Source organism: Ketogulonicigenium vulgare WSH-001 (assembly GCF_000223375.1).
Classification (GTDB): Bacteria; Pseudomonadota; Alphaproteobacteria; order Rhodobacterales; family Rhodobacteraceae; genus Ketogulonicigenium; species Ketogulonicigenium vulgare.
This window is the reverse complement of the sequence record NC_017384.1, coordinates 602,023-624,103: the sequence shown is the minus strand read 5'-3', so window position 1 is coordinate 624,103 and position 22,081 is coordinate 602,023. Positions and strand designations below refer to the sequence as shown.

General features: G+C 62.2%; 24 protein-coding genes. 8 read left to right on the top strand and 16 right to left on the bottom strand.

The window, feature by feature from the left end; all coding sequences use genetic code 11:
• Positions 1-32: 32 nt before the first annotated feature.
• Positions 33-545, bottom strand: a complete 513-nt coding sequence (locus tag KVU_RS03060; RefSeq protein ID WP_236953140.1) for a hypothetical protein — start codon at positions 543-545, stop codon at positions 33-35.
• Between the two features lie 121 nt (positions 546-666).
• Between KVU_RS03060 and hemB the strand changes: the two genes are divergently transcribed.
• Together hemB and KVU_RS03050 are read left to right on the top strand one after the other, a co-directional pair.
• A complete protein-coding gene (hemB, locus tag KVU_RS03055) occupies positions 667-1,665 on the top strand; it encodes a porphobilinogen synthase (RefSeq protein ID WP_013383866.1) in 999 nt (332 codons plus the stop codon).
• 106 nt (positions 1,666-1,771) lie between these two features.
• Positions 1,772-2,329 (top strand): lipid-binding SYLF domain-containing protein, encoded by a 558-nt coding sequence (locus tag KVU_RS03050; RefSeq protein ID WP_014537588.1) that lies wholly within the window; start codon positions 1,772-1,774, stop codon positions 2,327-2,329.
• Here KVU_RS03050 and KVU_RS03045 read toward each other — a convergent pair.
• From KVU_RS03045 to KVU_RS03015, 7 genes are all read right to left on the bottom strand, one after another.
• The gene (locus tag KVU_RS03045; protein WP_013383864.1) at positions 2,319-2,732 is read right to left on the bottom strand and encodes a VOC family protein; all 414 of its coding nucleotides are present in this window, start codon (positions 2,730-2,732) and stop codon (positions 2,319-2,321) included. The two genes, KVU_RS03050 and KVU_RS03045, sit on opposite strands and share 11 nt — an antisense overlap.
• Before the next feature lie 74 nt (positions 2,733-2,806).
• A complete protein-coding gene (locus KVU_RS03040; RefSeq protein ID WP_014537587.1) occupies positions 2,807-3,748 on the bottom strand; it encodes an ABC transporter permease in 942 nt (313 codons plus the stop codon).
• Entirely contained in the window at positions 3,745-4,797 is a 1,053-nt protein-coding gene (locus tag KVU_RS03035) for an ABC transporter permease (protein WP_013383862.1), read from the bottom strand. Before KVU_RS03035 ends, KVU_RS03040 begins: the two co-directional genes overlap by 4 nt.
• Positions 4,794-6,338, bottom strand: coding sequence for an ABC transporter ATP-binding protein (locus tag KVU_RS03030; protein WP_013383861.1), 1,545 nt, complete (start codon positions 6,336-6,338; stop codon positions 4,794-4,796). Before KVU_RS03030 ends, KVU_RS03035 begins: the two co-directional genes overlap by 4 nt.
• A gap of 72 nt (positions 6,339-6,410) precedes the next feature.
• Positions 6,411-7,439 carry a BMP family lipoprotein gene (locus tag KVU_RS03025; RefSeq protein WP_013383860.1) on the bottom strand — a complete coding sequence of 343 codons (1,029 nt, stop codon included), beginning with the start codon at positions 7,437-7,439 and terminating at the stop codon, positions 6,411-6,413.
• A gap of 18 nt (positions 7,440-7,457) precedes the next feature.
• The gene (locus KVU_RS03020) at positions 7,458-8,405 is read right to left on the bottom strand and encodes a nucleoside hydrolase (protein ID WP_013383859.1); all 948 of its coding nucleotides are present in this window, start codon (positions 8,403-8,405) and stop codon (positions 7,458-7,460) included.
• On the bottom strand, positions 8,406-9,746 hold the full coding sequence (locus tag KVU_RS03015; RefSeq protein WP_013383858.1) for an amidohydrolase family protein: 1,341 nt from the start codon (positions 9,744-9,746) through the stop codon (positions 8,406-8,408). It lies immediately after the preceding gene.
• A 123-nt stretch (positions 9,747-9,869) separates the two neighbouring features.
• Here KVU_RS03015 and cdd point away from each other — a divergent pair, with 123 nt between their 5' ends.
• Positions 9,870-10,805 (top strand): cytidine deaminase, encoded by a 936-nt coding sequence (gene cdd / locus KVU_RS03010; protein WP_014537586.1) that lies wholly within the window; start codon positions 9,870-9,872, stop codon positions 10,803-10,805.
• Between the two features lie 3 nt (positions 10,806-10,808).
• Positions 10,809-11,561, top strand: a complete 753-nt coding sequence (locus KVU_RS03005; RefSeq protein WP_013383856.1) for a creatininase family protein — start codon at positions 10,809-10,811, stop codon at positions 11,559-11,561.
• On the opposite strand, the gene KVU_RS03000 is transcribed toward KVU_RS03005, so the two are convergent.
• From KVU_RS03000 to KVU_RS02990, 3 genes are all read right to left on the bottom strand, one after another.
• On the bottom strand, positions 11,558-11,938 hold the full coding sequence (locus tag KVU_RS03000) for a hypothetical protein (RefSeq protein WP_013383855.1): 381 nt from the start codon (positions 11,936-11,938) through the stop codon (positions 11,558-11,560). The genes KVU_RS03005 and KVU_RS03000 overlap by 4 nt on opposite strands.
• A gap of 89 nt (positions 11,939-12,027) precedes the next feature.
• Entirely contained in the window at positions 12,028-13,614 is a 1,587-nt protein-coding gene (locus KVU_RS02995; protein ID WP_014537585.1) for an ABC transporter substrate-binding protein, read from the bottom strand.
• Positions 13,615-13,629: 15 nt separating this feature from the next.
• Complete coding sequence (locus tag KVU_RS02990) at positions 13,630-14,283, bottom strand: helix-turn-helix domain-containing protein (protein WP_014537584.1); 654 nt, start codon at positions 14,281-14,283, stop codon at positions 13,630-13,632.
• 127 nt (positions 14,284-14,410) lie between these two features.
• Between KVU_RS02990 and KVU_RS02985 the strand changes: the two genes are divergently transcribed.
• From KVU_RS02985 to KVU_RS02970, 4 genes are read left to right on the top strand one after another with little or no spacing between them, the layout of a single operon-like run.
• Positions 14,411-15,457: an ABC transporter permease gene (locus KVU_RS02985; protein ID WP_013383852.1), complete on the top strand. Its 1,047-nt coding sequence runs from the start codon at positions 14,411-14,413 to the stop codon at positions 15,455-15,457.
• Between the two features lie 10 nt (positions 15,458-15,467).
• Complete coding sequence (locus tag KVU_RS02980; RefSeq protein ID WP_014537583.1) at positions 15,468-16,373, top strand: ABC transporter permease; 906 nt, start codon at positions 15,468-15,470, stop codon at positions 16,371-16,373.
• Positions 16,370-17,206: an ABC transporter ATP-binding protein gene (locus KVU_RS02975; RefSeq protein ID WP_014537582.1), complete on the top strand. Its 837-nt coding sequence runs from the start codon at positions 16,370-16,372 to the stop codon at positions 17,204-17,206. The genes KVU_RS02980 and KVU_RS02975 overlap by 4 nt, the downstream gene beginning before the upstream one ends.
• Complete coding sequence (locus KVU_RS02970) at positions 17,203-17,919, top strand: ABC transporter ATP-binding protein (RefSeq protein WP_013383850.1); 717 nt, start codon at positions 17,203-17,205, stop codon at positions 17,917-17,919. The genes KVU_RS02975 and KVU_RS02970 overlap by 4 nt, the downstream gene beginning before the upstream one ends.
• On the opposite strand, the gene KVU_RS02965 is transcribed toward KVU_RS02970, so the two are convergent.
• From KVU_RS02965 to KVU_RS02945, 5 genes are read right to left on the bottom strand one after another with little or no spacing between them, the layout of a single operon-like run.
• Complete coding sequence (locus KVU_RS02965) at positions 17,914-18,663, bottom strand: copper homeostasis protein CutC (protein WP_013383849.1); 750 nt, start codon at positions 18,661-18,663, stop codon at positions 17,914-17,916. The genes KVU_RS02970 and KVU_RS02965 overlap by 6 nt on opposite strands.
• Positions 18,663-19,874: an amidohydrolase/deacetylase family metallohydrolase gene (locus KVU_RS02960; RefSeq protein ID WP_013383848.1), complete on the bottom strand. Its 1,212-nt coding sequence runs from the start codon at positions 19,872-19,874 to the stop codon at positions 18,663-18,665. The genes KVU_RS02965 and KVU_RS02960 overlap by 1 nt, the downstream gene beginning before the upstream one ends.
• A gap of 33 nt (positions 19,875-19,907) precedes the next feature.
• A complete protein-coding gene (locus KVU_RS02955) occupies positions 19,908-20,294 on the bottom strand; it encodes a RidA family protein (RefSeq protein ID WP_013383847.1) in 387 nt (128 codons plus the stop codon).
• A gap of 11 nt (positions 20,295-20,305) precedes the next feature.
• On the bottom strand, positions 20,306-21,145 hold the full coding sequence (locus KVU_RS02950) for a carbohydrate ABC transporter permease (protein ID WP_013383846.1): 840 nt from the start codon (positions 21,143-21,145) through the stop codon (positions 20,306-20,308).
• Positions 21,138-22,049, bottom strand: coding sequence for a carbohydrate ABC transporter permease (locus KVU_RS02945; RefSeq protein WP_013383845.1), 912 nt, complete (start codon positions 22,047-22,049; stop codon positions 21,138-21,140). Before KVU_RS02945 ends, KVU_RS02950 begins: the two co-directional genes overlap by 8 nt.
• Positions 22,050-22,081: the final 32 nt, after the last annotated feature.

Here is a 22,081-nt window from a genome sequence, read left to right as displayed (position 1 = left end):
GCGGCCCGCCGTCTTTCGGCAACCTGCTAAACCTAAAACAGAATATAGCTGCGGATGATGTCAATTGCGCCAATGATCAGCGTGACAAACGCCAGCAGCGCGCCGATCGCGCGCCGCGCCCAGCGCAGGCGGACCAAGGTGCGGCGCAGCGGCTCGCCCACCAGCTCGCCGTGGAAAATCCGCAGCGCCCATCGCAGATCCAGCAGCGCCAGCGCCAGCAGCGGCAGCGCAAGGCAGGTCAGCGCGCGAAAAAACTCGACCCGATAGAACCAGCCAAGGCTGATCAGCGCGGCGCCCGCAAAGCCGATCAGACCCGCCAGCCAGATGCCGCCCTTGTCGGCGGTGCGCGCGATACGGCCCAGCGCGATGCGCACGGCGTCATTCATATCGCGGACGCTGTCTGCCTCGCCGGATTTTGCGCGGCGGATGATGTCCCATGGCACGCCCAGAACCTGCGCCGAAGCATGGCCCCAGACCAGCGCCACGCCGATCCAAAACCACAGGCTGGTGAAGGCGCGCGGCGAGATAATGTCAAAGATCGTCACGTCTTTTTGGTTCCAATAGGCCGGATGGGCGCACCCTAACGGGGCAAAGCCCCCTTGCCCATAGCGCATATGGGCGTAAAACCCATGGCAAACGCATATGTGTCACGAAAGGCGCGCAATCATGCCACCCGTCCTTGCCCCATTTCCCGCCACCCGCCTGCGCCGCAACCGCGCAACACCTGCGCTGCGCGCCCTTGTGCGCGAGACGCATCTGGACAGCAGCGATTTGATCTGGCCGGTGTTTGTGATGGACGGCGAGGATTGCGCGACGGATATCCCCTCGATGCCGGGCGTGCAGCGCCTGTCGGTCGATCGCATCGCCAAGGCCGCCGTCGAGGCTGAGGCCCGCGGCATCCCCGCCATGTGCATCTTTCCCTATACCGACATGTCCGCCCGCACCGAGGATTGCGCCTTGGCCTGGAGCATGGACAATGTCGCGAACCGCGCCATCCGCGCGATTAAAGACGCTGCACCCAATATCGCCGTGATGACTGATATCGCGCTCGACCCCTATAATATCAACGGCCATGACGGCTTTGTGGTCGACGGCCAGATCTTGAACGACGAGACCGTCGAGGCGCTGGTGAAAATGGCACTGGCGCAGGCCGAAAGCGGCGCCGATATTCTAGGCCCCAGCGACATGATGGATGGCCGCATCGGTGCGATCCGCACGGCGCTGGAGGGCGCGGGCCACCGCAATGTCACGATCATGAGCTATGCCGCGAAATATGCCTCGGGCTATTACGGGCCGTTCCGCGATGCGGTGGGCGCCAGCGCTGCGCTGAAAGGCGATAAAAAGACCTATCAGATGGACCCCGCCAATCGCGACGAAGCTTTGCGTCTGGTCGCGCGCGATCTGTCCGAAGGGGCCGATATGGTCATGGTGAAACCGGGGATGCCTTACCTCGATATCTGCCGCCAGGTGAAAGATACGTTCGGGGTGCCGACCTTTGCCTATCAGGTGTCGGGCGAGTACGCGATGCTGAAGGCGGCCTTTGCCAATGGCTGGCTGGACCCGCAAAAGGTCGTGCTGGAAACGCTGATGTCGTTCAAGCGCGCCGGCTGCGACGGCATCCTGACCTATTTCGCGCCAGAGGTGGCCGAGGCGCTAAACGGGTAAAATCCCGCGCATCTGGTCGCAGGCGGGTGACAAATCCCTGCTTGCGGCCTATTCTGCGCGCCAGCGGCCACCATAAGGCCGACAGAACAACCAGAGGCGGCAGAAAATGATGGACCTGACACGACGCGGCCTGCTGATCGGCCTTGGCGCAACCGGCCTTGTCGCGGGATGCAGCAATGGAATCGGCAGTGGCGGCGCGGCTGAGATTGACGCCCGCGCGGATAGCACCATTCAATATATGTTGCAGGCCTATCCCGGCACGCAGGATCTGATGAACCGCTCGGCGGGGATGCTGGTCATGCCGGTGATTTCCGAACTTGGCCTTGGCTTTGGCGGCTCGTATGGGCGCGGCGCGCTGCGCATTCACCAGACCACCGTCGATTATTACTCGGCCGCATCGGCCAGCGCGGGTTTCCAGATCGGCGCGCAGCAGTTCAGTCATGTGCTGTTTTTCATGACGCAGGACGCGCTGGGGCAATTCCGCACCGGCTATGGCTGGGCGGCGGGTGCCGATGTCGAATATGCGATTGCCGAGAATGGCGATATGCTGCGCACGGATACCACTACCTCGAGCGCGCCTGTGATTGCCGTCGTCTTTGCCCAAAGCGGACTGCGCGTGGGTGCGACGATTGAAGGCACGAAATATTCGCGCATCATCCCGTAACAACGCGGGCGTGCTGCCAGCTTTTGTAGACGAATTCCAGCGTATAGCCGTCGAGGTCGCGCAGTTGTGCCGCAAAATAGCGCGGATCGTAATGCAGCTGCGCGCCGGGCGGGTGAATTTCGGTGCCGCCCGCCGCAAGGGCGGCAGCATGAGCGGCCCGGACTTCGGCTTCGGAATGGGCCAGAAAGCCAACATGCACCGCCTGCGGCGCGGGCTGCCCCTGCCGCAACCAGAATGAAATACGCCCCTGTGTGCCAAAGCCCTTCAGATCAGGGTGACCGGCAGGGCCGTCCTTGCCGTCATAATCATGGCGCTGGGTGATGCCGACATGCGGCAGCACCGCCTGATAAAAGGCAATGGCGCGCGTCAGATCGTTGACGGTTAAAAAGATATGGTCCAGCATAGCGCGCCCCGCAAAAAGTCAATCTGCAAGGCCTATCACAGCGACCCCGCCAAGGCACGCTTTGCTTTGCCCCCTCAGGCGCCGCGCAGGGCTTTGGCCTTTTGGGCGCGCCATGCGAAAAAGATCAGCGCCACAATGGTCACGGCAAAGGGCATCGCCTGGATCAGCTCGGCCGGGAAATTCTGCGCCCGGGTGGCAATGACGAATGACAGCGCGTCGAAAAAGCCGAAGAGCAGCGCCGCAACGCAGGCGCCGACCGGATGACGCGCGCCCAGCAGCACGGCCCCCAGCGCGATGAACCCCCGTCCCGCCGTCATGTCACGGGTAAAGCCGACATAGTTGAACATCGCCAGCTGCGCCCCCGCCAGCCCCGCGAATGCGCCCGAGGCGATTAGCCCCCACATACGCACGGTATCGACCTTGATCCCCGCAGCCGCAGGGGCCGCGGGATATTCGCCCACCGCCCGCAGCCACAGCCCGCCGCGCATCCGGTAGAGGAAGAACCACAGTCCAAAGACGGAGGCAAAGGCAAACCATGTCAGCACCGAATGGCCCGACAGCATCCCGTGCAGGGGCTGCCCCACCACGGGAATATCGCGCAGGAACGGCAGATTCACCGCCGGAATGGCCTTGGACACCAGATTGATCGAGGTGCCTTTATCGCCGCCCGTCGCCAGCGACAGCGCGAAAACCGTGCCGCCGGTCGCCACGATATTCACCGCAAAGCCGACCAGAATGATATCGGCGCGCATGCGCAGGTGGAAGAACGCCATCATCAGGCCCAGCGCCGACCCCGCGCTCATCCCCGCCAGCACCGCCACATACCAAGGGTAATGCACCGAGACGAGCACCGCCGTCAGCGCGGAAATCAGCATCATGCCTTCCAGCGCAACATTCAGCGCGCCCGAGAGGTCCGCGATCAGCCCGCCCAGCGTCGCCAGCAGCAGCGGCGTCATCTGGCGGATGACCATGGCAAGGAATGTGACCGAAAAGACGGCTCCGATAATATCCATCATTGCGCGGCCTCCTTGCGGCGCAAAAGGCGCGCCAGCGCGCGGCGACCGGGAATGGTGAAACTGGAGGCGACCAGCAAGATGACCAGCGCCTGCACGACGGCGATCATTTCATTGGGCACGTCGGTGCGGTTGCCCATCAGCTGCGCGCCTTGGCGTAAGTAGCCATAGGCCAGCGCGACGAAAGGCACTGCAAGGGGGCGGTTCTTGGCGACGATGGCGATCAGGATGCCTTCGAACGCAAGGTTGCCGTCAAAATTCTCGGTAATCTTGCCATAGGCGCGGCCCTGTACAAAGACCGAGCCCAACAGGCCCCCGATTGCGCCTGCCGCCGTCATCGCGGCGATCATCACCGCGTTCGATTTGATACCGGCATAGGCGGCGAAAGTGGCATTATCGCCCACCAGCCGCAACTTTAGCCCCCAGCGCGTGCGATAGAGGGTGAACCACACCACAATCACCATCACCAGCGCGATGACCAGCCCCAGATCCAGACGAGTGCCGGACACCAGCGCGGGAAAGGTCGCCTCGGGCGGAAATGGCGGCGACATCAATTGGCCGCTGCCCTCGGGTGCAAGATGTGCGCGCGTCACCCAATTGACCACTTTGATGGCGATATAGTTCAGCATGAGGGAGGAGACGATCTCGTTCGCGCCGAATTTAGCCTTGGCATAGCCGGGGATAAAGCCATAGGCAGCGCCGCCGATCATGCCCGCGATCAGCCCCAGCGGGATCGCAAGCACCGTGGTCCCCAGCGGCGACAGCGCAACCCAAGCGGCGAACATGCCACCGATATAGACCTGCCCCTGCACGCCCATCGAAAACTGCCGCGCTTGGAATACCAGACTGAAGGCAAGGCCGGTCAGCGTCAGCTTTGCCACGTCATCCATCCAATAACCGATCGTGCGTTTCGACGTCAGCGGCGCGGTCAGCAATTGCGTAAAGGCATTTGCAGGGTCGGATGAGGTCGCGATGATAATCAGCAGTGCCACGACCAGCGCGACAGCCAGCGCCAGCAGCGCGCGGGAAAGCTCGGTGTAAAATTGTGTCATTGCAGTCCCGCCGTGATGTCCTCGGGCGTCTGACGGGTCAGGCCCAGCATATAGCGGCCCAAAGCCTCGGGCGTGAGACCCTCGGTATTTGGCAGCGCGGCGACGATCTGGCCGCGATAGAACACCACCAGCCGATCCGACAGAGCCATCAGTTCCGACAGATCGGCGGACACCAGCAACACGCCCGCGCCGCCGTCCCTTGCCTCGGTCAACCGCTCCCAAATGAATTGGGTCGCACCGAGGTCAACGCCGCGTGTCGGCTGGTTCACCAGCAACAGCGCCGGCTGCGTCGCAAGTTCGCGCGCCACGACGACCTTTTGCATATTGCCGCCCGATAGCGTCGCGACAGTGTAATCCGGCCCGCCCGCGCGGATGGCGAATTGAGTGATCCTGTCCACGGCATTTTTGCGGATCGCGCGCAGGTTGAGCAGACCCCGCCGCACGAAACGCGGATCATCCAGCCGCGTCGCCACAAGGTTTTCGGCAATGGTGGAATGGGGCGCCAGCCCCTCGGCCAAGCGATCCTCGGGGATCGAGGCGACGCCCATGCTACGGCGCGCCAGCACCGATTGGCCGTCCAGCACCTGCCCCGCCAAGGTGATGCGACCGCCCGCGACGGGGCGCAGACCCGCGATCGCCTCTAGCACCTCGGCCTGCCCGTTGCCCTCGACCCCGACGAGGCCGAGAATCTCGCCCGCGCGCACCGACAGATGCAGGTTCTGCACCAGCGCCGTGCCTTTTTCCGACCGCAGATCAAGGCCCTCGACCGATGCAATCACATCGCCGATATGGGCGGTGCGCGCCGCGCGCAGGTGCACCTGCCGCCCGACCATAAGGGTCGCAAGGCTATCCTCGGTCACCTCCGCTGCGCGCACCTGCCCCACCGTGCGGCCCGCGCGCATCACGGTGATGCTGTCGGAAATCGCCAGAACCTCGGGCAGTTTATGGGCGATGAAGATGACCGTGCGCCCCTGCGCCGTCAGGGCGCGGACGGCGGCAAACAACTCCTCGACCTCTTGCGGCGCAAGGACGGCGGTCGGCTCGTCGAGGATCAGGATCTTTGCATCGCGATAGAGGGATTTCAGAATCTCGACACGCTGCTGTTGGCCGACCGGCAGGGTATCGACGCGCGCCTCGGGGTCGACATTCAGGCGAAAGCGGCTCGACAGCTCGCGCACACGCGCAATGGCAGCGGCGCGGTCAAAGATGATACCGGATTTGGGTTCAGACCCCAGCACGACGTTTTCATAGACGGTAAAGGACGGCACCAGCGAGAAATGCTGAAACACCATGCCGATGCCCATATCAATCGCATCGCGCGGGCCAGAGAACGCCACCGGCTTGCCAAATATCTGCAAGCTGCCGCCATCGGGCTTTTCCGTCCCGAACAGGATTTTCATCAGCGTGGATTTGCCCGCGCCATTCTCGCCCACGACGGCATGGACCTCGCCCGGCTGGACGCGCAGGTTCACGCCGTCATTGGCAACAGTACCGCCGGGATAGACCCTGCGGATATCAACAGCCTCGATGACCGGTTGCATATCTGTCCCTTAAACGCACCCTTAAACGCAGCGCGCCCGCGAGGGATATCCCCGCGGGCGCATCTGCCTTTATTACATCATCGTCTCGACGGTGATCTCGCCGGCGATGATCTGCGCCTCTAGCGCATCCACCTCGGCGCGCACATCAGCGGGGACAACCGCCTCGTAATAGGCGTTTTTCGAGATGCCGACCGCGCCGTCTTGCAGACCCAGCACGATGGTCGAGCCATAGGGCGCGGTGCCCGCCAGCGTCTGCTCCAGCACCAGATAAAGCGAGTCGCCGACCTTCTTCTCGACCGAGGTGAAGATGGCTTTCGCCTGTGCCTCGTCCGTCGCCTCGAAAATCAGGGCCTGATCGCTATCGACGCCGACGGCGAGTTTGCCCTCGTCCCGCGCCGCTTGCAGCGCGCCGATGCCGGTGCCGCCCGCGATGGGGAAGATCACATCCGCGCCCTGCGCGATCTGGGTCAGCGCCAGTTCCTTGCCCTTGGCGGGGTCGGTAAAGCTGCCTGCGACCGCGCGGATCAGCTCGACCTCGGGGTTGGCATGGCGGGCGCCTTGCTCAAAGCCGACCGCGAATTCCAAAATGGTCGCGCCTTCGACACCGAAAATCTCGCCGATCTTGCCGGTTTGGCTGACCTTGGCCGCCGCATAGCCCGCAAGGAAAGCCGCGGTCGAGGTGCGATAGGTGATCGCCAGCACATTGGGCAGGCTGGCGGCCGCGAAATCGGGCGCGTCGTCAAAGATGATGAATTTGGTATCGGGAAATTCGGGTGCCAGCGCGACCACGAAACCGGTCATTTCCCATGTCCCCACGACAATGATGTCGTAGCCCTGATCAGCCGCATCCGCCAGCGCCGGCTCCCAGCGCGAGCGGTCATTGCCCGGCTCGATCACGGTCGTCTCGACCGGCAGGCTTTCGGCTGCGCGGGCAAGACCGGCCGCAGCCGAGTCGAGGAAGCTTTTATCACCAAGCTGGCCGTGCACCACAAAGGCCACACGGGTCGCAGCCTGGGCCGTTGCGCTGCCTGCAAAAGCGGCAATCGCGGTGCTGGCCATCAGCGTCGCGCCAAAGCCGCGACGGGTGATCAGGATGGACATGGGAAAATCTCCTGTTGGTTATGCGTGATAAGAAATCGACGCCTTATAAGCGGCGGTCAACTGCGTCACATCGCCCGTCTCGACCAGCGTGATCATCGGCGTGCCAAGGCGGCCCGAGGGATCAACCACCGTCATGCCGCGCGTGATGCCCAGCGCCAGCGAGACATCGACCGAGGCCTTGATGGTTTTGATCACGAGGTCTGGGTTCAGATAAACCGCAATCGCAAAGGGATCGACATATTTGAACTTGCCGTCGCCGCCGTAGAATTCATCGGTCTTGCAGGCATGTTCCAGCAGCGCGGACGAGAAATCACGCACAAAGCTGGGCGCCTCGGCGGCGATCATGGCGCGGGCCGCGTCGCGGCTGATGAAATGGGTGGTGCAGGGCTCCCACGGGACGACGATCGTGTCGATATCCGCCTGGAAGACAACGGCAGCCGCCTCGGGGTCGGCGCAGATGTTGAATTCGGCGGCGGGGGTGGTGTTACCGCGGCCATAAACCGTCGCGCCCATAATGGTCAGGCGGCCGATACCGGCAGTGATCGCGGGCTCGAGGCGCAGCGCCAGTGCAAGGTTGGTCAGCGGGCCGATCATGATGATGTCGGTCTTGGTGCCATTGGCGGCGCTATTGCGGAAGGTCTCGCGCAGGAAGGTCACGGCATCATCGCCAGCGGGCGCAGGGATCGATGCGGGGCGCGGCGCGCCGCCAAGGCCGTCTTCGCCGTGGATATGCGTCGCATCAATGACGGGCTGCACCATCGGCACCGCAGCGCCCGTATAGACCGGCACACCGCCATGGCCGGTGACTTCCAGCACGGTCAGCAGGTTGCGCGTCGCAGCCGCCAGGCTGACATTGCCGAAAACCGAGGTGATCGCCATCGGCACAACGCCGCCCGCCAGCAACATTTGCAGCGCCTGCGCGTCGTCAACACCACCGTCCGAGTCGAAAATAACAGGGTTTCTCACTTAATTCGCCTTTGTCTTTGCCGCACGCACACGCGCCCAGAACGTCTGATGGGTCGCCTCATATTGCGCGCGAACGGTTTCGTAATCTGTCCGGACCAGCTTGCGATTTGCGACCAGCGCCTCGCCCGCGACCCATACATCCTGCACATCTCGCCCCGAGCCTGAATATACAAGCGCCGTTTCCACATCCGGTGTCGGCGACCAGCCCGGGCCACGCATGTCGATGCTGATGATATCAGCAGCTTTGCCGATGTCCAACGAGCCGATTTCATGGTCCAGACCCAGCGCCTTTGCGCCCTCGATCGTGGCCATACGGATCAGATCGCGGCTAGAGATGACCTGCGCCACGCCCTCGCGGTGGCTGGCGACAAGGCCCGCGACGCGCATTTCCTGCACCATATCATAGGAATTATTCGCCGCGACATTATCGGTGCCGATGCCGACGGGAACGCCCGCCGCGCGCAAGGTGACAACGGGGCAGATCCCCTCGCGCCCTGACCTCAGGCCCGCCGTCGCGCAATAGGCGACCGAGGCGGCAGGCGCGCGGGCAAAGACGGCGATATCCTCGTCCGACAGGTCAAGGCAGTGCGCCACATGCACCCTGCCGTTGAAAAAACCTGTTTCTTCAAGGGCTACAGCGGCTGTCTTGCCATATAGCTTTAGCGATATGTCATTATCTTCGGGGCCGGCGGCCATATGCATATGCAGGCCCGCGCCATAGGTGTTGGCCACTTCGACCTCGGCGCGCAGCAGGTCCTCGGTATTATCGACATAGGGGGCATGCGGGCCAAACCACGGAATCACGCGGCCGTCGGGCGAGCGCTGCCCGGCAAGGAAAGCCTCAGCCAGGGCCAGCTCGCGCTTGCCCACATCGGGATCGCCCAGTTGAACGATGCCATAGGCGATGACGCCGCGCAGGCCTGCCTGCCGGACGGCACCGGCGATTTCCTCGGCAAAGAAATATTGCTCGCAAAAGGTGGTGGTGCCGGAGAGCAGCATCTCGGCACAAGAAAGCGCAACGGCGGGCGGGATATCTTCGGCGACCAGCGACAGTTCCGGCTCGCGGATGGCATTATACCAGCCGTCCATCGTCAGCAGGCTTTGCCCCTCGGCGACGCCGCGAAACAGCACCATCGGCGTATGGGTATGCGCATTCACAAGGCCGGGCATCACCAGATGGCCCGACAGGTCACGAATATCGGCATAGCCCGCAGGCTCGGAGCCCATCGCGCCGGTGCCTGCGATGCGCCCATCTTTGACCGCGACCCAGCCCTTTTCATAGGCTGTATCTGCGGCATCTACCGTCAAAACATGGGCATTTATCAGCAAAAAACTGGTCATACTGTCCGAAGTCCGTCAAAGGGTTACATAGAAAAGGCGCAGCCTTGCGCCAATGTCAAACTCAGACAACAGGCGGCACGCATGCACGGCTGGCATTCGCCGCAAATAGAGGCAGGAAAGACCATGTTCGCCACGCGTATCCCCGCAAATCCTGATGTGCCCGCGCGCCTTTTGCAGCTATCGGACCACCAAGACGCCATCCGCGCCGACGCTCTGTCGCCGCTGGCGGACCACGCCTATCTGCGTCATGAAGGCCGCCGGATAACGGCTGATCACGCAGATAGCGTCATCGCCCGCCATGGCCTATCGGGGGTCGAGGAATTGATGCTCCTGCTGCTGCCCGATGCGGAAAAAGTCGCGACGCCGCCGATTTCAGGCTTTCACGTTGGCACCGTCGGGCGTGCGGCGGGCAGTGGTGCGCTGACACTCGGTGGGAATATCGAATTTCCGGGCGCGCATCTGGGACAGGCGATCCATGGCGAGGGTTTTGTCACCACCCGCGCCTTTTTGCGCGGTGAAAGCCTGTCACATATCGCGCTGACGGCGGCACATCCCTGCGGGCACTGCCGCCAATTCCTGACGGAATTCGAGAGCGCGCCAGATTTGCGCCTGATCGACCCGCGCGGCGGCACCTATGTGATGGATGACCTGCTGCCCTTTCCGTTCAACCCCGCCGCGCTCGAAACCGCAGGCGCGATCCCCGGCCATGTCGCGCATGATCTGGCGCTGGCCGATGGCCCTGCCCGCGATCTGCTGATCCATGCGGGCAATCGCGCGCATGTGCCCTATAGCCACTGCCCCTCGGCGCTGGTGTTGGAACTGGGCGATGGCACCCAAGTTTGGGGCACCAGCATTGAAAGCTGCGCCTATAACCCGACCATCATGCCCGCGCAGGCGGCGCTGATCATGCTGCTGGATCACGGGCATAGCTATGGCGATATTGCGCGTGCATGGTTCGCGCGGCCCAAAGGCGCGGTTGTCGATCTGGCCCGTGCCAGTGCCGATCTGCTGGCGGCGGTTGCGCCGGACGCGTCTTTGACGATTTTGGAATGGAACTGAGAGATGCCCGCGCTTGATTTCGCCTTTACGCCGTGGACCGATGTCGAGGCCCGCCTCACGCGACCGACTGTCGCCGTGTTGCCTTTGGGCGCGGTCGAACAACATGGCGCGCATTTGCCGCTGACGGTGGATGCCGATCTGGCGCTGGGTGTGGCGCGGGCGATTGCAGATCCGCTTGATGCGCTGCTGCTGCCTGCAATGCCTTATGGCGATGCGTGGAACAATGCCGCCTACCCCGGCACGCTGTCGCTGTCGCCCGCCACGCTGCGCGCGGCGATCACCGATATCGGCAAGGGCCTGCAAGAGATGGGGGTGTCTAGCCTGATCTTGCTGAATGGGCATTTCGGCAATCATGAACCGATGTTGCTGGCGGCGCGCGATCTGGCAGGCGGCGGGCTGCCCTGCCTGCATCTGGATTATCCGGGCCTTGCCGAGCTGGCAGAGAAACACTGCGACAGCACCCCTGCCGCGCCGCATTTCTATCACGCGGATGAGGTCGAAACCTCGATGATGTTGGCGCTGCGGCCGGATGCGGTACGGATGGCGGATGCCGCCCCCAGCTATCCGACGTTTCCGGCGACCTTTGGGGCCGAGCCGATGCAGTTGCGCAGTTTCAACCCCAGCGGGGTGTTCGGCGATCCCCGCCCCGCGACGGCAAACAAAGGCCGCGCGTTCATCGAGGGCATCGCGGCAAATGCCGCGCCGATCATTGCAGCTTTCCTGCATCGGCACGGCATTGCGGTCATCGAACCTTAGAAAGGTTTCCAGATCATCAAGATCAGCACGATGATCAGCACCAGCAGTTGGATCGCGGCGAATTTCAACGCGGTTCCGGTTTGCATGGCATAAAGGGCACGGCGGCTTTTCGCGCCAAGGATGTTGTGGACAGCGATCCCGGCAAAGCCGACCCAGGGGAAAACCCACATTAGCCACGGGCCGAACAGCGTCACGATAATGCCGAAAACGGCCGAAAGGCCCGTCAGCACCATCATCGGCAGATAGATGCATTTGCGATACATAGTGGGGAAGCGCGCAATATCACCCGCGCCGAACAAGATCCCGCCGACCCAGAACAGGGTCCACAGGAAACCCAGATAAGATGTCGCGCTGTGCAGAAATACAAAGAATCCCATGGCCTAACCCTTGCTGTGGTTTCAAGCGTTGATAGGCGGTTTTGGCCCAATGGGAAAGGCGGGCGACCATTGCCGCCCGCCTTTTTGGATTATTCTTTTGTCACAAGACGGTAGTAGACGTAGTCGGAGGATGCGCCGTTGACGAAGCCTTCGACATTATCGGCCATCGCGACTTGTTTGACGGCTTGGAACATCACAACGATCGGCGATTCCGCCTGCACCTGACGCTGCAGATCACGGTACATATCAAGGCGCGCCTCGGGGTCAGCCTCGGTCAGGGCGGCCATGGTCAGCTCGCTCATTTCCGCAGGCGGCATCCATGCGTTGCGCCATGTGGTGGTCGAGGCATAGTGATCGTCGTCGTTATTCGCATTATAGGCGAAAGCCTTGGCGTTCGAATGCGGGTCCATAAAGTCGGGGCCCCAATACAGCAACATCGCCTCGTGCGAGCGCTCGCGATAGCGGGTGATCACTTGGCTGCCGGTGCCGGGCAGGATCTCGAATTCGATCCCGGCTTGGGCAAAGCTGGCTTGCAGCGCCTGCGCCATATCGGTGAACGGGTTCGAGTTGATCACATCCAGCGTGACGCGGATCGGCAGCTCGACGCCGGCGTCTGCCAGAATTTGCGCCGCTTTTTCAGGGTCATAGGTAAAGGGGTTATCCTCGACCGCGCCCGGATAGCCGGTGGGCCAGAACGCTTGGTGCACGATCATCTGACCGTTCAGCAGCGTGTCGGCCATGCCTTGGTAATCCACCAGATAGCGGGCGGCTTCCCAAACGGCGGGGTTGGTCAGATCCTCGTCCTTTTGGTTGAACGACAGCCAGTGAACAGCCGCCTGCGGGAAGGTCTCGACCTCGACGCCCTCGGTGCCCGCGAGGCCGGCAACCTGGTCAGGCGTCAGGTTCATCGCCATATCCACATCGCCGGTTTCCAGCATTAGACGCTGGGTTGCGGCCTCGGGGACGTGGCGGATGATGACCTGTTCCATCGCGGGGGCGCCCGCGTAGTAATTCGGGTTCGCGGTCAGCGCGATCATCTGGCCGGGGTTGAACTGGCGCAGCACGAAGGGACCCGAGCCTGCCGAATTCTGGTTCAGCCAGGCATGACCCATATCGCCATCGACTTCATTCGCCATGGCGGTGGTGAAATCGACGATGGACGCGGGGCGCGAGGCCAGCACGTTCAGCACGAAAGCCGGTGCGAAATCGCCTGCATAACGCACGGTGACAGTATTGCCATCGGCGGTGACCATTTCGGCGATATTATCGACCGTCCAGCCAAGCTGGGTCAGGATGAAAGCGGGCGCTTTGTTCAGCGTCAGAACGCGCGTCCACGAGCCCACCACATCCGCACCCGTCACCGGATTGCCGGACGAGAAGGTCACGCCTTCGCGCAGGGTAAAGGTGATCGCCTTGGCCTCGGCGTCAACCTCCCAGCTTTCGGCCAGCGCACCGGCCAAAACGGTGGTGTCGACCGCATCATAGCGCACCAGCTGGTCATAGGTATTCGCTACATATTCGCCCGAGGTGAACTCGTACGCCGAGGCCGGGTCGATGGTGACGATATCGTCGATATTCTGCGCGACGACCAGCGCATTGGCGGGCGTTTCGGCGGCAGACTGGCTGGCCATCACGGCCAGCAGACTGACGGCGAGGCCGGTTTTCAAGAAATTCATAACCCTCTCCTGTTATTACTCGGTTGGACCCGAAAGAACGGTTGGAAAAATATTGGGCGCGGTGCCTGTCCACAAAAGGCGTGCCTCAGCCTTGCCGATGGTGCGGCTGGAATGGGGCACGTCACCCATGAAATGCAGCGCGTCATCCTTGACCATGCGCATCGTCACATCGCCAAGGGTTACTTCGATCTCACCTTCCAGCATCAGGATGAACTCCTCGCCGGGGTGGGATGTCGTCTCTAGGCGGCAGCCGGGGGGCATGTGGATGATGATGCCGGTCAGATTGCTGCCGGGCATCACGGTCGTCACCCGCTCGTATCGCGCGCGGCCGGGACCGGTGCCGAAACTGTCCCGGCCCGCCGCACGGCTAAGGCTGTCGCTGGGCCGCGGGGTCGAAATGAAATGGTCGATATCCACCTGCAGCACCTGCGCCAGCCGCGCCAGCGACCGCAGCGACGGCAGCGACGGCACGGCCTTGTCCCGCTCCAATTGTGACAAAAATCCAACCGAAAGCCCGGCGCGATCTGAGAGCTGTTGCAGCGTCAGGCCGTTTTTCTTGCGTAGCTCGCGAATGCGGCTACCGTAAACCGGTCGATCCCCGCCAAGGCTGGCACGGGTTTCACGGACGGGTTCGGGCGCATGTTCTGCGATGGCGGCATTCCCTTTCACGACATTCCCACGTAAAGGTCTGGTAAAATTTCTTTGACGGTATCAAAATAAATCACATCGTCAAACGAAATCAGACATATAAAATTTCGCGCCTGCCGCCCTTATCGGAGAATAGGATGATCGCCAGATGAGCCCAAGCCTTGCCGCTTTCGGAAAACGGATCTCGAACCGGGCGCGCGGCCTTGCCGGGCTGCTGCTGACCGTCGCGATCACCTTTATCGGCCTGCTGGCTATCACCTTTTTCATCGGGCGCGTGATCCCGATTGATCCGGTGCTGGCGGTGGTGGGCGATCGCGCCTCGACCGAGACGTATAATGCCGCGCGCGAGGCTATGGGCCTTGATCGCCCGATGATCGTGCAATTCGGCAGCTATATTCTGGATGTTTTACAAGGGGATCTGGGACGGTCCGTCTCGACCGGGCGTCCCGTGGCCGAGGATCTGTCGCGCGTCTTCCCCGCCACGCTGGAAATGGCAACGCTGGGGATCATCATTGGCGTGGTGCTGGGCGTGCCGATGGGCGTTTATGCGGCGTGGCGGCAGGGCACATGGATCGATCAGGTCATCCGTGTCGTCGGCCTTGCCGGCTATGCGATTCCCGCATTCTGGCTGGGTCTGGTCGGTTTGGTTATTTTTTATGCACGGCTGCGCTGGGTCGGCGGGCCGGGGCGGATTGATATCTTTTTGGACGGCATGGTGCCGGTGCGCACGGGCCTGTTGCTGATCGACAGCCTGCTGGCGGGCGATATGCAAAGTTTCCACAGCGCGTTTCGCCGCATCATCCTGCCCGCCGCGATCCTTGGCTTTTTCTCGCTGGCCTATATTTCGCGCATGACCCGCAGTTTCATGCTGGAACAGCTGGGGCAGGAATTCATTTTGACCGCCCGCGTCAAAGGTGCCCCGCCCCGCATCATCCTGTGGCGCCATGCCTTTCGCCCGATCCGCATCCAACTGGTGACGGTGGTCGGCCTGTCCTATGCCGCGCTGCTGGAAGGGTCCGTCATGATCGAGACCGTCTTTAGCTGGCCCGGTATCGGCAATTACATCACCACCGCCCTGCTGAACGCCGATATGAACGCCGTTCTGGGCGGCACCTTGGTGATCGGCGCGGTTTTCATCATTATCAACAAAGGGTCCGACCTGCTTTACAGCTTGCTCGACCCGCGTGCGCGCTAAGGGGGCAGGTATGACAACACGACGCGAATGGTTGCTGTCCGAGACGCCCGAAAACATGGTTCAGTTCCGGCTGGGCCAAGCTTACCGCATGGCGCGCGCCTTTAGCCGCAATCCGCTGGCGATGGTGGGCGCGGTCATCATTCTGATCCTGCTGCTGGTTGCGGCATTCGCCCCACTGCTTGCGACGCATAACCCGCTGTTTGGCACGCTGTCGCAGCGCCTGCTGCCGCCCTCGACCAGCCATTGGATGGGCACGGATGAGCTCGGCCGCGACATCTATTCCCGCGTGATTTTTGGGGCGCGCATCACGCTGACCATCGTCGTGATGGTGGCGGTGATTTCTGCGCCGATCGGTCTGATTTTGGGCGCGGCTGCGGGCTATTTGGGCGGTTGGTGGGATCGCGTGCTGATGGCCGTCACCGATATTTTCCTGTCCCTGCCCCGCCTGATCCTTGCGCTGGCGTTTGTCGCCGCGCTGGGGCCGGGCATTCAGAACGCGGTGATCGCCATCGCCATCACCAGCTGGCCGGTCTATGCCCGTATCGCGCGAGCCGAGGCGATCACGCTGCGCGGTGCCGATTTCATCACCGCCGCACGCATGCAGGGTGCCTCGCATATCCGCGTGATCTTTCAGCATATCCTGCCGATGTGCCTGTCATCGACCATCGTGCGCGCCTCGCTGGATATGGCGGGGATCATTCTGACGGCGGCGGGGCTTGGCTTTATCGGCCTTGGCGCACAGCCGCCCCTGCCCGAATGGGGGGCGATGATCTCGCGCGGGCGGGATTTCATCATCGACCAATGGTGGGTCGCCACCATGCCCGGCCTTGCCATCGTCATCGTCAGCCTTGGCTTTTGTTTCTTTGGCGACGGGCTGCGCGATATTCTGGACCCCAAAGGAAAGACCAAAGGATGAGCACTCTGATCGAAGTTCAGAACCTGCGCGTCGCCTTCCCGTCAGAGACGGGCATGGTCGAGGTCGTCAAAGGCATCTCGCTGTCCGTCGGGAACGAGCGGGTCGGCATTGTGGGCGAAAGCGGCTCGGGCAAATCCATGACCGGGCGCGCCATGATGGGGCTGATCCCGCCCCCCGGCCGCGTCACCGCAGATCGGCTGACATTCAAGGGCCAAGACATCCTGGGCCAACCCGAATCAAAGCTGCGGCATCTGCGCGGGATGCAGATGTCGATGATCATGCAGGACCCGAAATTCTCGCTGAACCCGGTGATGACCATCGGCGCGCAGATTGGTGAAGTGCTGTCCTTCCACGGCAAATTCACCCGCAAGGAACGCCACGCCCGCGTCATCGCCGCGCTGGAATCGGTGCGCATTCACGACCCGGAGCGTGTCGCGAAACTTTATCCGCACGAGGTCTCGGGCGGCATGGGGCAGCGCGTCATGATCGCCATGATGGTGATTATGGAGCCCGCCCTGCTGATCGCGGACGAGCCGACCTCGGCGCTTGATGTATCCGTGCGCGGCCAAGTGTTGGAGATCATGGATGATCTGGTGCGCCGCCGCGGCATGGGCCTGTTGATGATCAGCCACGACCTTGGCATGGTCTCGCGCTGGTGCGATCGCGTTCTGGTCATGTATCAGGGCAAGATTGTCGAGGAATGCGCGGCGGGCGCGCTGGATCAGGCCCAACATCCCTATACGCGCGGGCTGCTCGCCTCGCAGCCGCAACTGGACGAGACACGCGACGTGCTGCCCGTTCTTGATCGCGCCATGCTGGAGGGCGTCAAATGATCCGTCTGGACAACCTTGATATTTTCTATGGCGAGACCCGCGTCGTCAAAGGCATGAACCTGGATATCGCGCGGGGCGAAAGTTTCGCGCTGGTCGGTGAAAGCGGCTCGGGCAAGTCGACGGTGCTGAAAGCGCTGGCCGGGCAAGTGGATAGCTGGACCGGCAAGATGACCGTCGCGGATAAGATCGCGGAAAACGGCAAGATGCGCGCCGGTCCCCGCCTGATGCAGATGGTGTTTCAGGACCCCTATGGCTCATTGCATCCGCGCAAAACCGTCCATGCCACGCTGATGGAGCCGCTGCAGATCCACAAAATGGACCGGCGCGAGGAGCGGATCAGCGATGTGCTGCAAGCCGTCGGCCTTGGGGCGCATTTCCGCTTTCGCCTGCCGCACCAACTGTCGGGCGGCCAGCGCCAGCGCGTCGCGATCGCCCGCGCCCTGATGCTAGAGCCGCAGATCCTGCTGCTGGACGAGCCGACCTCGGCGCTGGATGTCTCGGTGCAGGCCGAGATCTTGAATCTGCTGAAATCCCTGCGCCAATCGCGCGGGCTGACCTATCTGCTGGTGGCGCATGACCTGTCGGTCGTGTCTTTCCTTTGCGACCGTTTGGCCGTGCTGCGCCACGGCGAGGTGCAGGAGATGGCCGATGTCAGCGCGCTGAAAGCCCGCGCGCTGACCAGTGACTACGGACAGCATTTGCTGGCCTCATAGGCCCTTTGCCGCCGCAATCTTGTGCTGCAGCGCCTGTTCATCCGCCACACGGCGGGTGAATTCAGAGCTTTCGGCATCCTTGCCCATGAAGACGGCGGGATTGCGATAGATCATCGGGCTATCGACCTGTTTTCCGGCGCCAAAATGGAACTCGTAACCGCCTGCCAGCGTGCCATCGGGGTCGATATCAGCGGGGGTCAGATCACCGCAGACCAGAATGATGATCCGCCCGCGCGCGGCGCGGATCAGATTCTGCAGCAGCGGCAGCGCCAGCGCAGCGCGCGCCTGTTGGCCGGTGGTCAGGACGCGGCTGACACCGGCGGCGATCAGCGCCTCGAGCGCCTCAAACGGGTCACGGGTCATGTCAAAGGCGCGGTGACAGGTGACATCCATCCCGCCCGCCGCCGCCACAATCGCCCGCATCCGGTCGAGATCAATGGTGCCGTCCGGCATCAGGCAACCGGCCACCACACCGGGTATGCCAGCTGCGCGAAAGGCCGAAATATCGCCCAGCATCGATTCAAATTCCGATGCTGTATACACGAAATCGCCGCCGCGCGGGCGCACCATCGGATAGATCAGCACCTGTTCCAGATAGGTCTGCGCCACCTGCACCAATCCGACCGAGGGGGTGATCCCCCCTTCGGTCCCGAGCGCCGCGCAAAGCTCGATCCGGTCCGCGCCCGCGGCCTCGGCGGCCAATGCCTCGTCGACGTTTTCGACGCAAATTTCGACCAATGGCATCAATGCCCTCCGCAGGCGCAGGGTTGCAGATGAAAGAACGGCTCTTCAAAGGTGCGCCGCGCGATTTCCGCCTCGCGCCCGGCCTGATAAACCGCCATCGGATGGAACAGGCGATCGCCCTTGCGCGTCTGCCCGCGCACATCGGTAAAGGTGAAACCGGCGTCCACGACCTGCAGCGCGGTGATATCGGCAATCGCGCCGACACCCAAATGGCCGAGTTCCGGCCGACGCACCGCCAGCGCGGGCGCATTCGCGGAGGCCGCGACAACCTCGGCCACAGACATACCGCAGTTCAGCAGCTTGCTCATCGTATGCAGCAGATCATAGCCAGGGCCGCCCAGACTGACGACATGCACATCGCTGGAAATCAGGTCGGGCTTGAACCCCAAGGCCAAAGATTTCTCGGCCACTTCGAAACCAAAGGCCCCCATACCGTGGGCGATATCAAACAACACACCGCGCTCGCGGGCGGCCTGCACCTCGGGCAGCAATTGCCCATCAGCGCCCAGCGCCGAATTTGGATCGGGGCGATAGCAATGGGTCAGGATATCGCCGGGCCGCAGCATCGCGACCACCTCGGCATAGCTGGGCGGCGGGCCACCGATATGGGTCATCAGCGGCAGGCCGACAGCCTCGGCCGCCTCGAGCGCCAACTCCAGCGCGCCAAGGCCAAGGCGACCGGTCGCGGGGCCGCCGATGCGCACCTTTACACCGACGATCTTGTCGCGGTTCGCCTCGATCTTGGCGATGCAGCGGTCGACGGGCAGCATTTCGGCCAATGTCGCCTCGCCGATGAACAGATTGTGGTCAAAGCCAAAAATGCCCGGAAAGGAAATGTTAAGGAAAGCGAGGATACGGTAATCGGACTGCTTCATCACAAAGTCACGAAAGCCGTCGTAATTGCCCGCACCCGCCGACCCCGCATCGACCAAGGTCGTCGTGGCAGAGCGGCGCGAGATCATATCGGGGTCAACACTAAGAGAGGTCGCCTTGTGATAGACATGGGTGTGGATGTCGATCAGGCCGGGCATCACATAGCAACCCGCCATATCGCGCACGCGCGCCCCTGCGGGATCAAGGCTTTCAGCCACAGCGGCGATCTTGCCGTTCAAAATGGCGATATCGCGCTTGTCGTCGATGCCGTTGCGCGCATCCAAAAGATGGCCGCCTTTCAGCACCAGATCGTATTTACGACCCTGAATTTGCGACATTTTATTCTTTCCTTCCTTGGCACTTGCGCGCCTTTAGTCCTGCGGCTTATACGCCACGGCTTCGATTTCGATCAGGATGTTGGCCATCAGCCGCGCCTCGCTGGTGGTGCGGGCGGGCAGACCTTTGGTGAAAAAGCCGGCATAGGTGGTGTTAAAGGCGCGAAAGTCGCGGGCGTCCTGCAGCCAGACGGTGGTCTTGCAAATGTCGTCCAGCGTGCAGCCCGCCAGCGCCAGTGCCTTCTCGATATTGGCCATGACCTGCTTGGTTTGGGCGGTGATCTCGTGCCCGACAATCACGCCATCCGCGCCCGCCGGGATCTGCCCCGAGACCCAGACGAAATCGCCAGTGCGCACAGCCGGGCTGAGGGGCGAGCCGCCGGTTGCGCCCGCAAATGTCAAATATTCAATGGTTTTTGGCATGGTCTTTCCTTTCAGCCTTTGACCGCCCCGCCTGCGAGGCCGGAAATCAGGTGGCGTTGCAGCCAGATAAAGATCACCGATACCGGGATCGTCGCCACGAATGTCGCGGCCATCACGTAATGCCATTCGATCTGATAGCGCCCACCGCTGAGGGCCGAGATGCGCAGTGGCAAGGTGTAATTCTCGGCGGATCGCAGCAGCGCCAGCGCCAGCGCATATTCGTTCCACGCGCCGATAAAGGTGAACAGCGCGACAACCGCAGTCGCGGGCGCCGCCAGTGGCATGAAAACGGTGCGCAGCGTGTGGAACTTGCTAGCTCCCTCCAGCCAGGCCGCATGTTCCAGCTCGATCGGGATCGAGGCGAAATAGCTTTGCAACATCCAGATCGCGACGGCGATGTGGAAACAGCAATACAGCACCGCCAGGACGGGCAGCGAATCCAGCATCCGCATCTGGACCATCAGCGTGAACAGGCCAATGACCAGCACCACCGGCGAGAACATCTGCGTCACCAGCATGAAGATGCGAAAGCCCGTCATCCCTTTGAACGGCATCCGCGACATCGCATAGGCGGCGGGGACCGAGACGAGGATCGTCAGCAGCGTCGTCATCACCGCAACCATCATCGAATTCGCCAGCGCCTGACCAAAGCCGGTGGTGACCCACATTTCGGTAAAGTTGTTCCAGGCAAGGCGCACCGGCACCCAGCGTGTCTGCCCCGACAGCACCACATCGCCCGGCGTCAGCGCGGTCGAGATCATCACCGCAAAGGGAAACAGGTTCGCAACGACCAGCGGCGCCAGCAACAGCCATGTCAGGGCCGAGGCTTTGAACGTTATACGATTACGCATTGGACTGCTCCTTTGAGATCAGGCGCAGATAGATGACCGAACAGATCAGCAAAAAGACGATCATCAGCAGCGAGACGACCGAGGCCTCGCCCAGCTTGCCGTATTTGAAAGCGATCTTGTAAAGGTAAGTCACCAGAATATCAGTGGAATTCGCGGGGCCGCCTTCGGTCAGAATCCAGATGATCGGGAAAGAGTTGAACACGTTGATCATGTTCAGCACGACCGCGATATTCAGGAACGGACGCATCAGCGGCAGGGTGATGGTGCAAAACTGCTGCCAGGGGGTGGCGCCCTCCATCTCGGCGGCCTCATAGATATCGCTGGGCAGCGACGACAGCCCGCCCAGCAGCAGCGAGGATGTGAACGGGATCGAGACCAGAATCCCGATGACGATCTGCACGGTAAAGGCGATCTGCCCGTTACCGAGCCAGACCACCGGCGCATCGATGATATGCAGCTGCATCAGCAGGTGATTCAGCAGGCCGGATTCGGCGTTCAGCGCCCAGCGCCACACCACCGTCAGCAGCGACAGCGAGACCGACCATGGCAGGATCACAATGACCCGCGCCAGCGCGCGGCCATGGAATTTGCGGTTCAGCAGCAGCGCGACGCCCATCGAGATGATGATCGTCCCGACGATGATCGCGCCCGTCCAGACCAGCGATCGCCAGGCCGCTGCCTGAAACTGCGGATCGGCAAAAACGGCGGTGTAATTGGCAAAATCATTCAGGCCTTGGATCATGCCAAAGCGGTTTACCGACCGCATCGACGTATTGATTAGCGCATAAAGCGGATAAAAAACGATGAAGGCCGCCAGCAAGAATGAAGGCGCGATCAACAGGTAAGGCGCGGTCAGCCGGTGGGCGGGTGGTTTGCGCGTCGGTATAGCAGTAGCTGCGGTCATCTTTTCGTCCTGCAGTTGGGGGATCAGGGCGC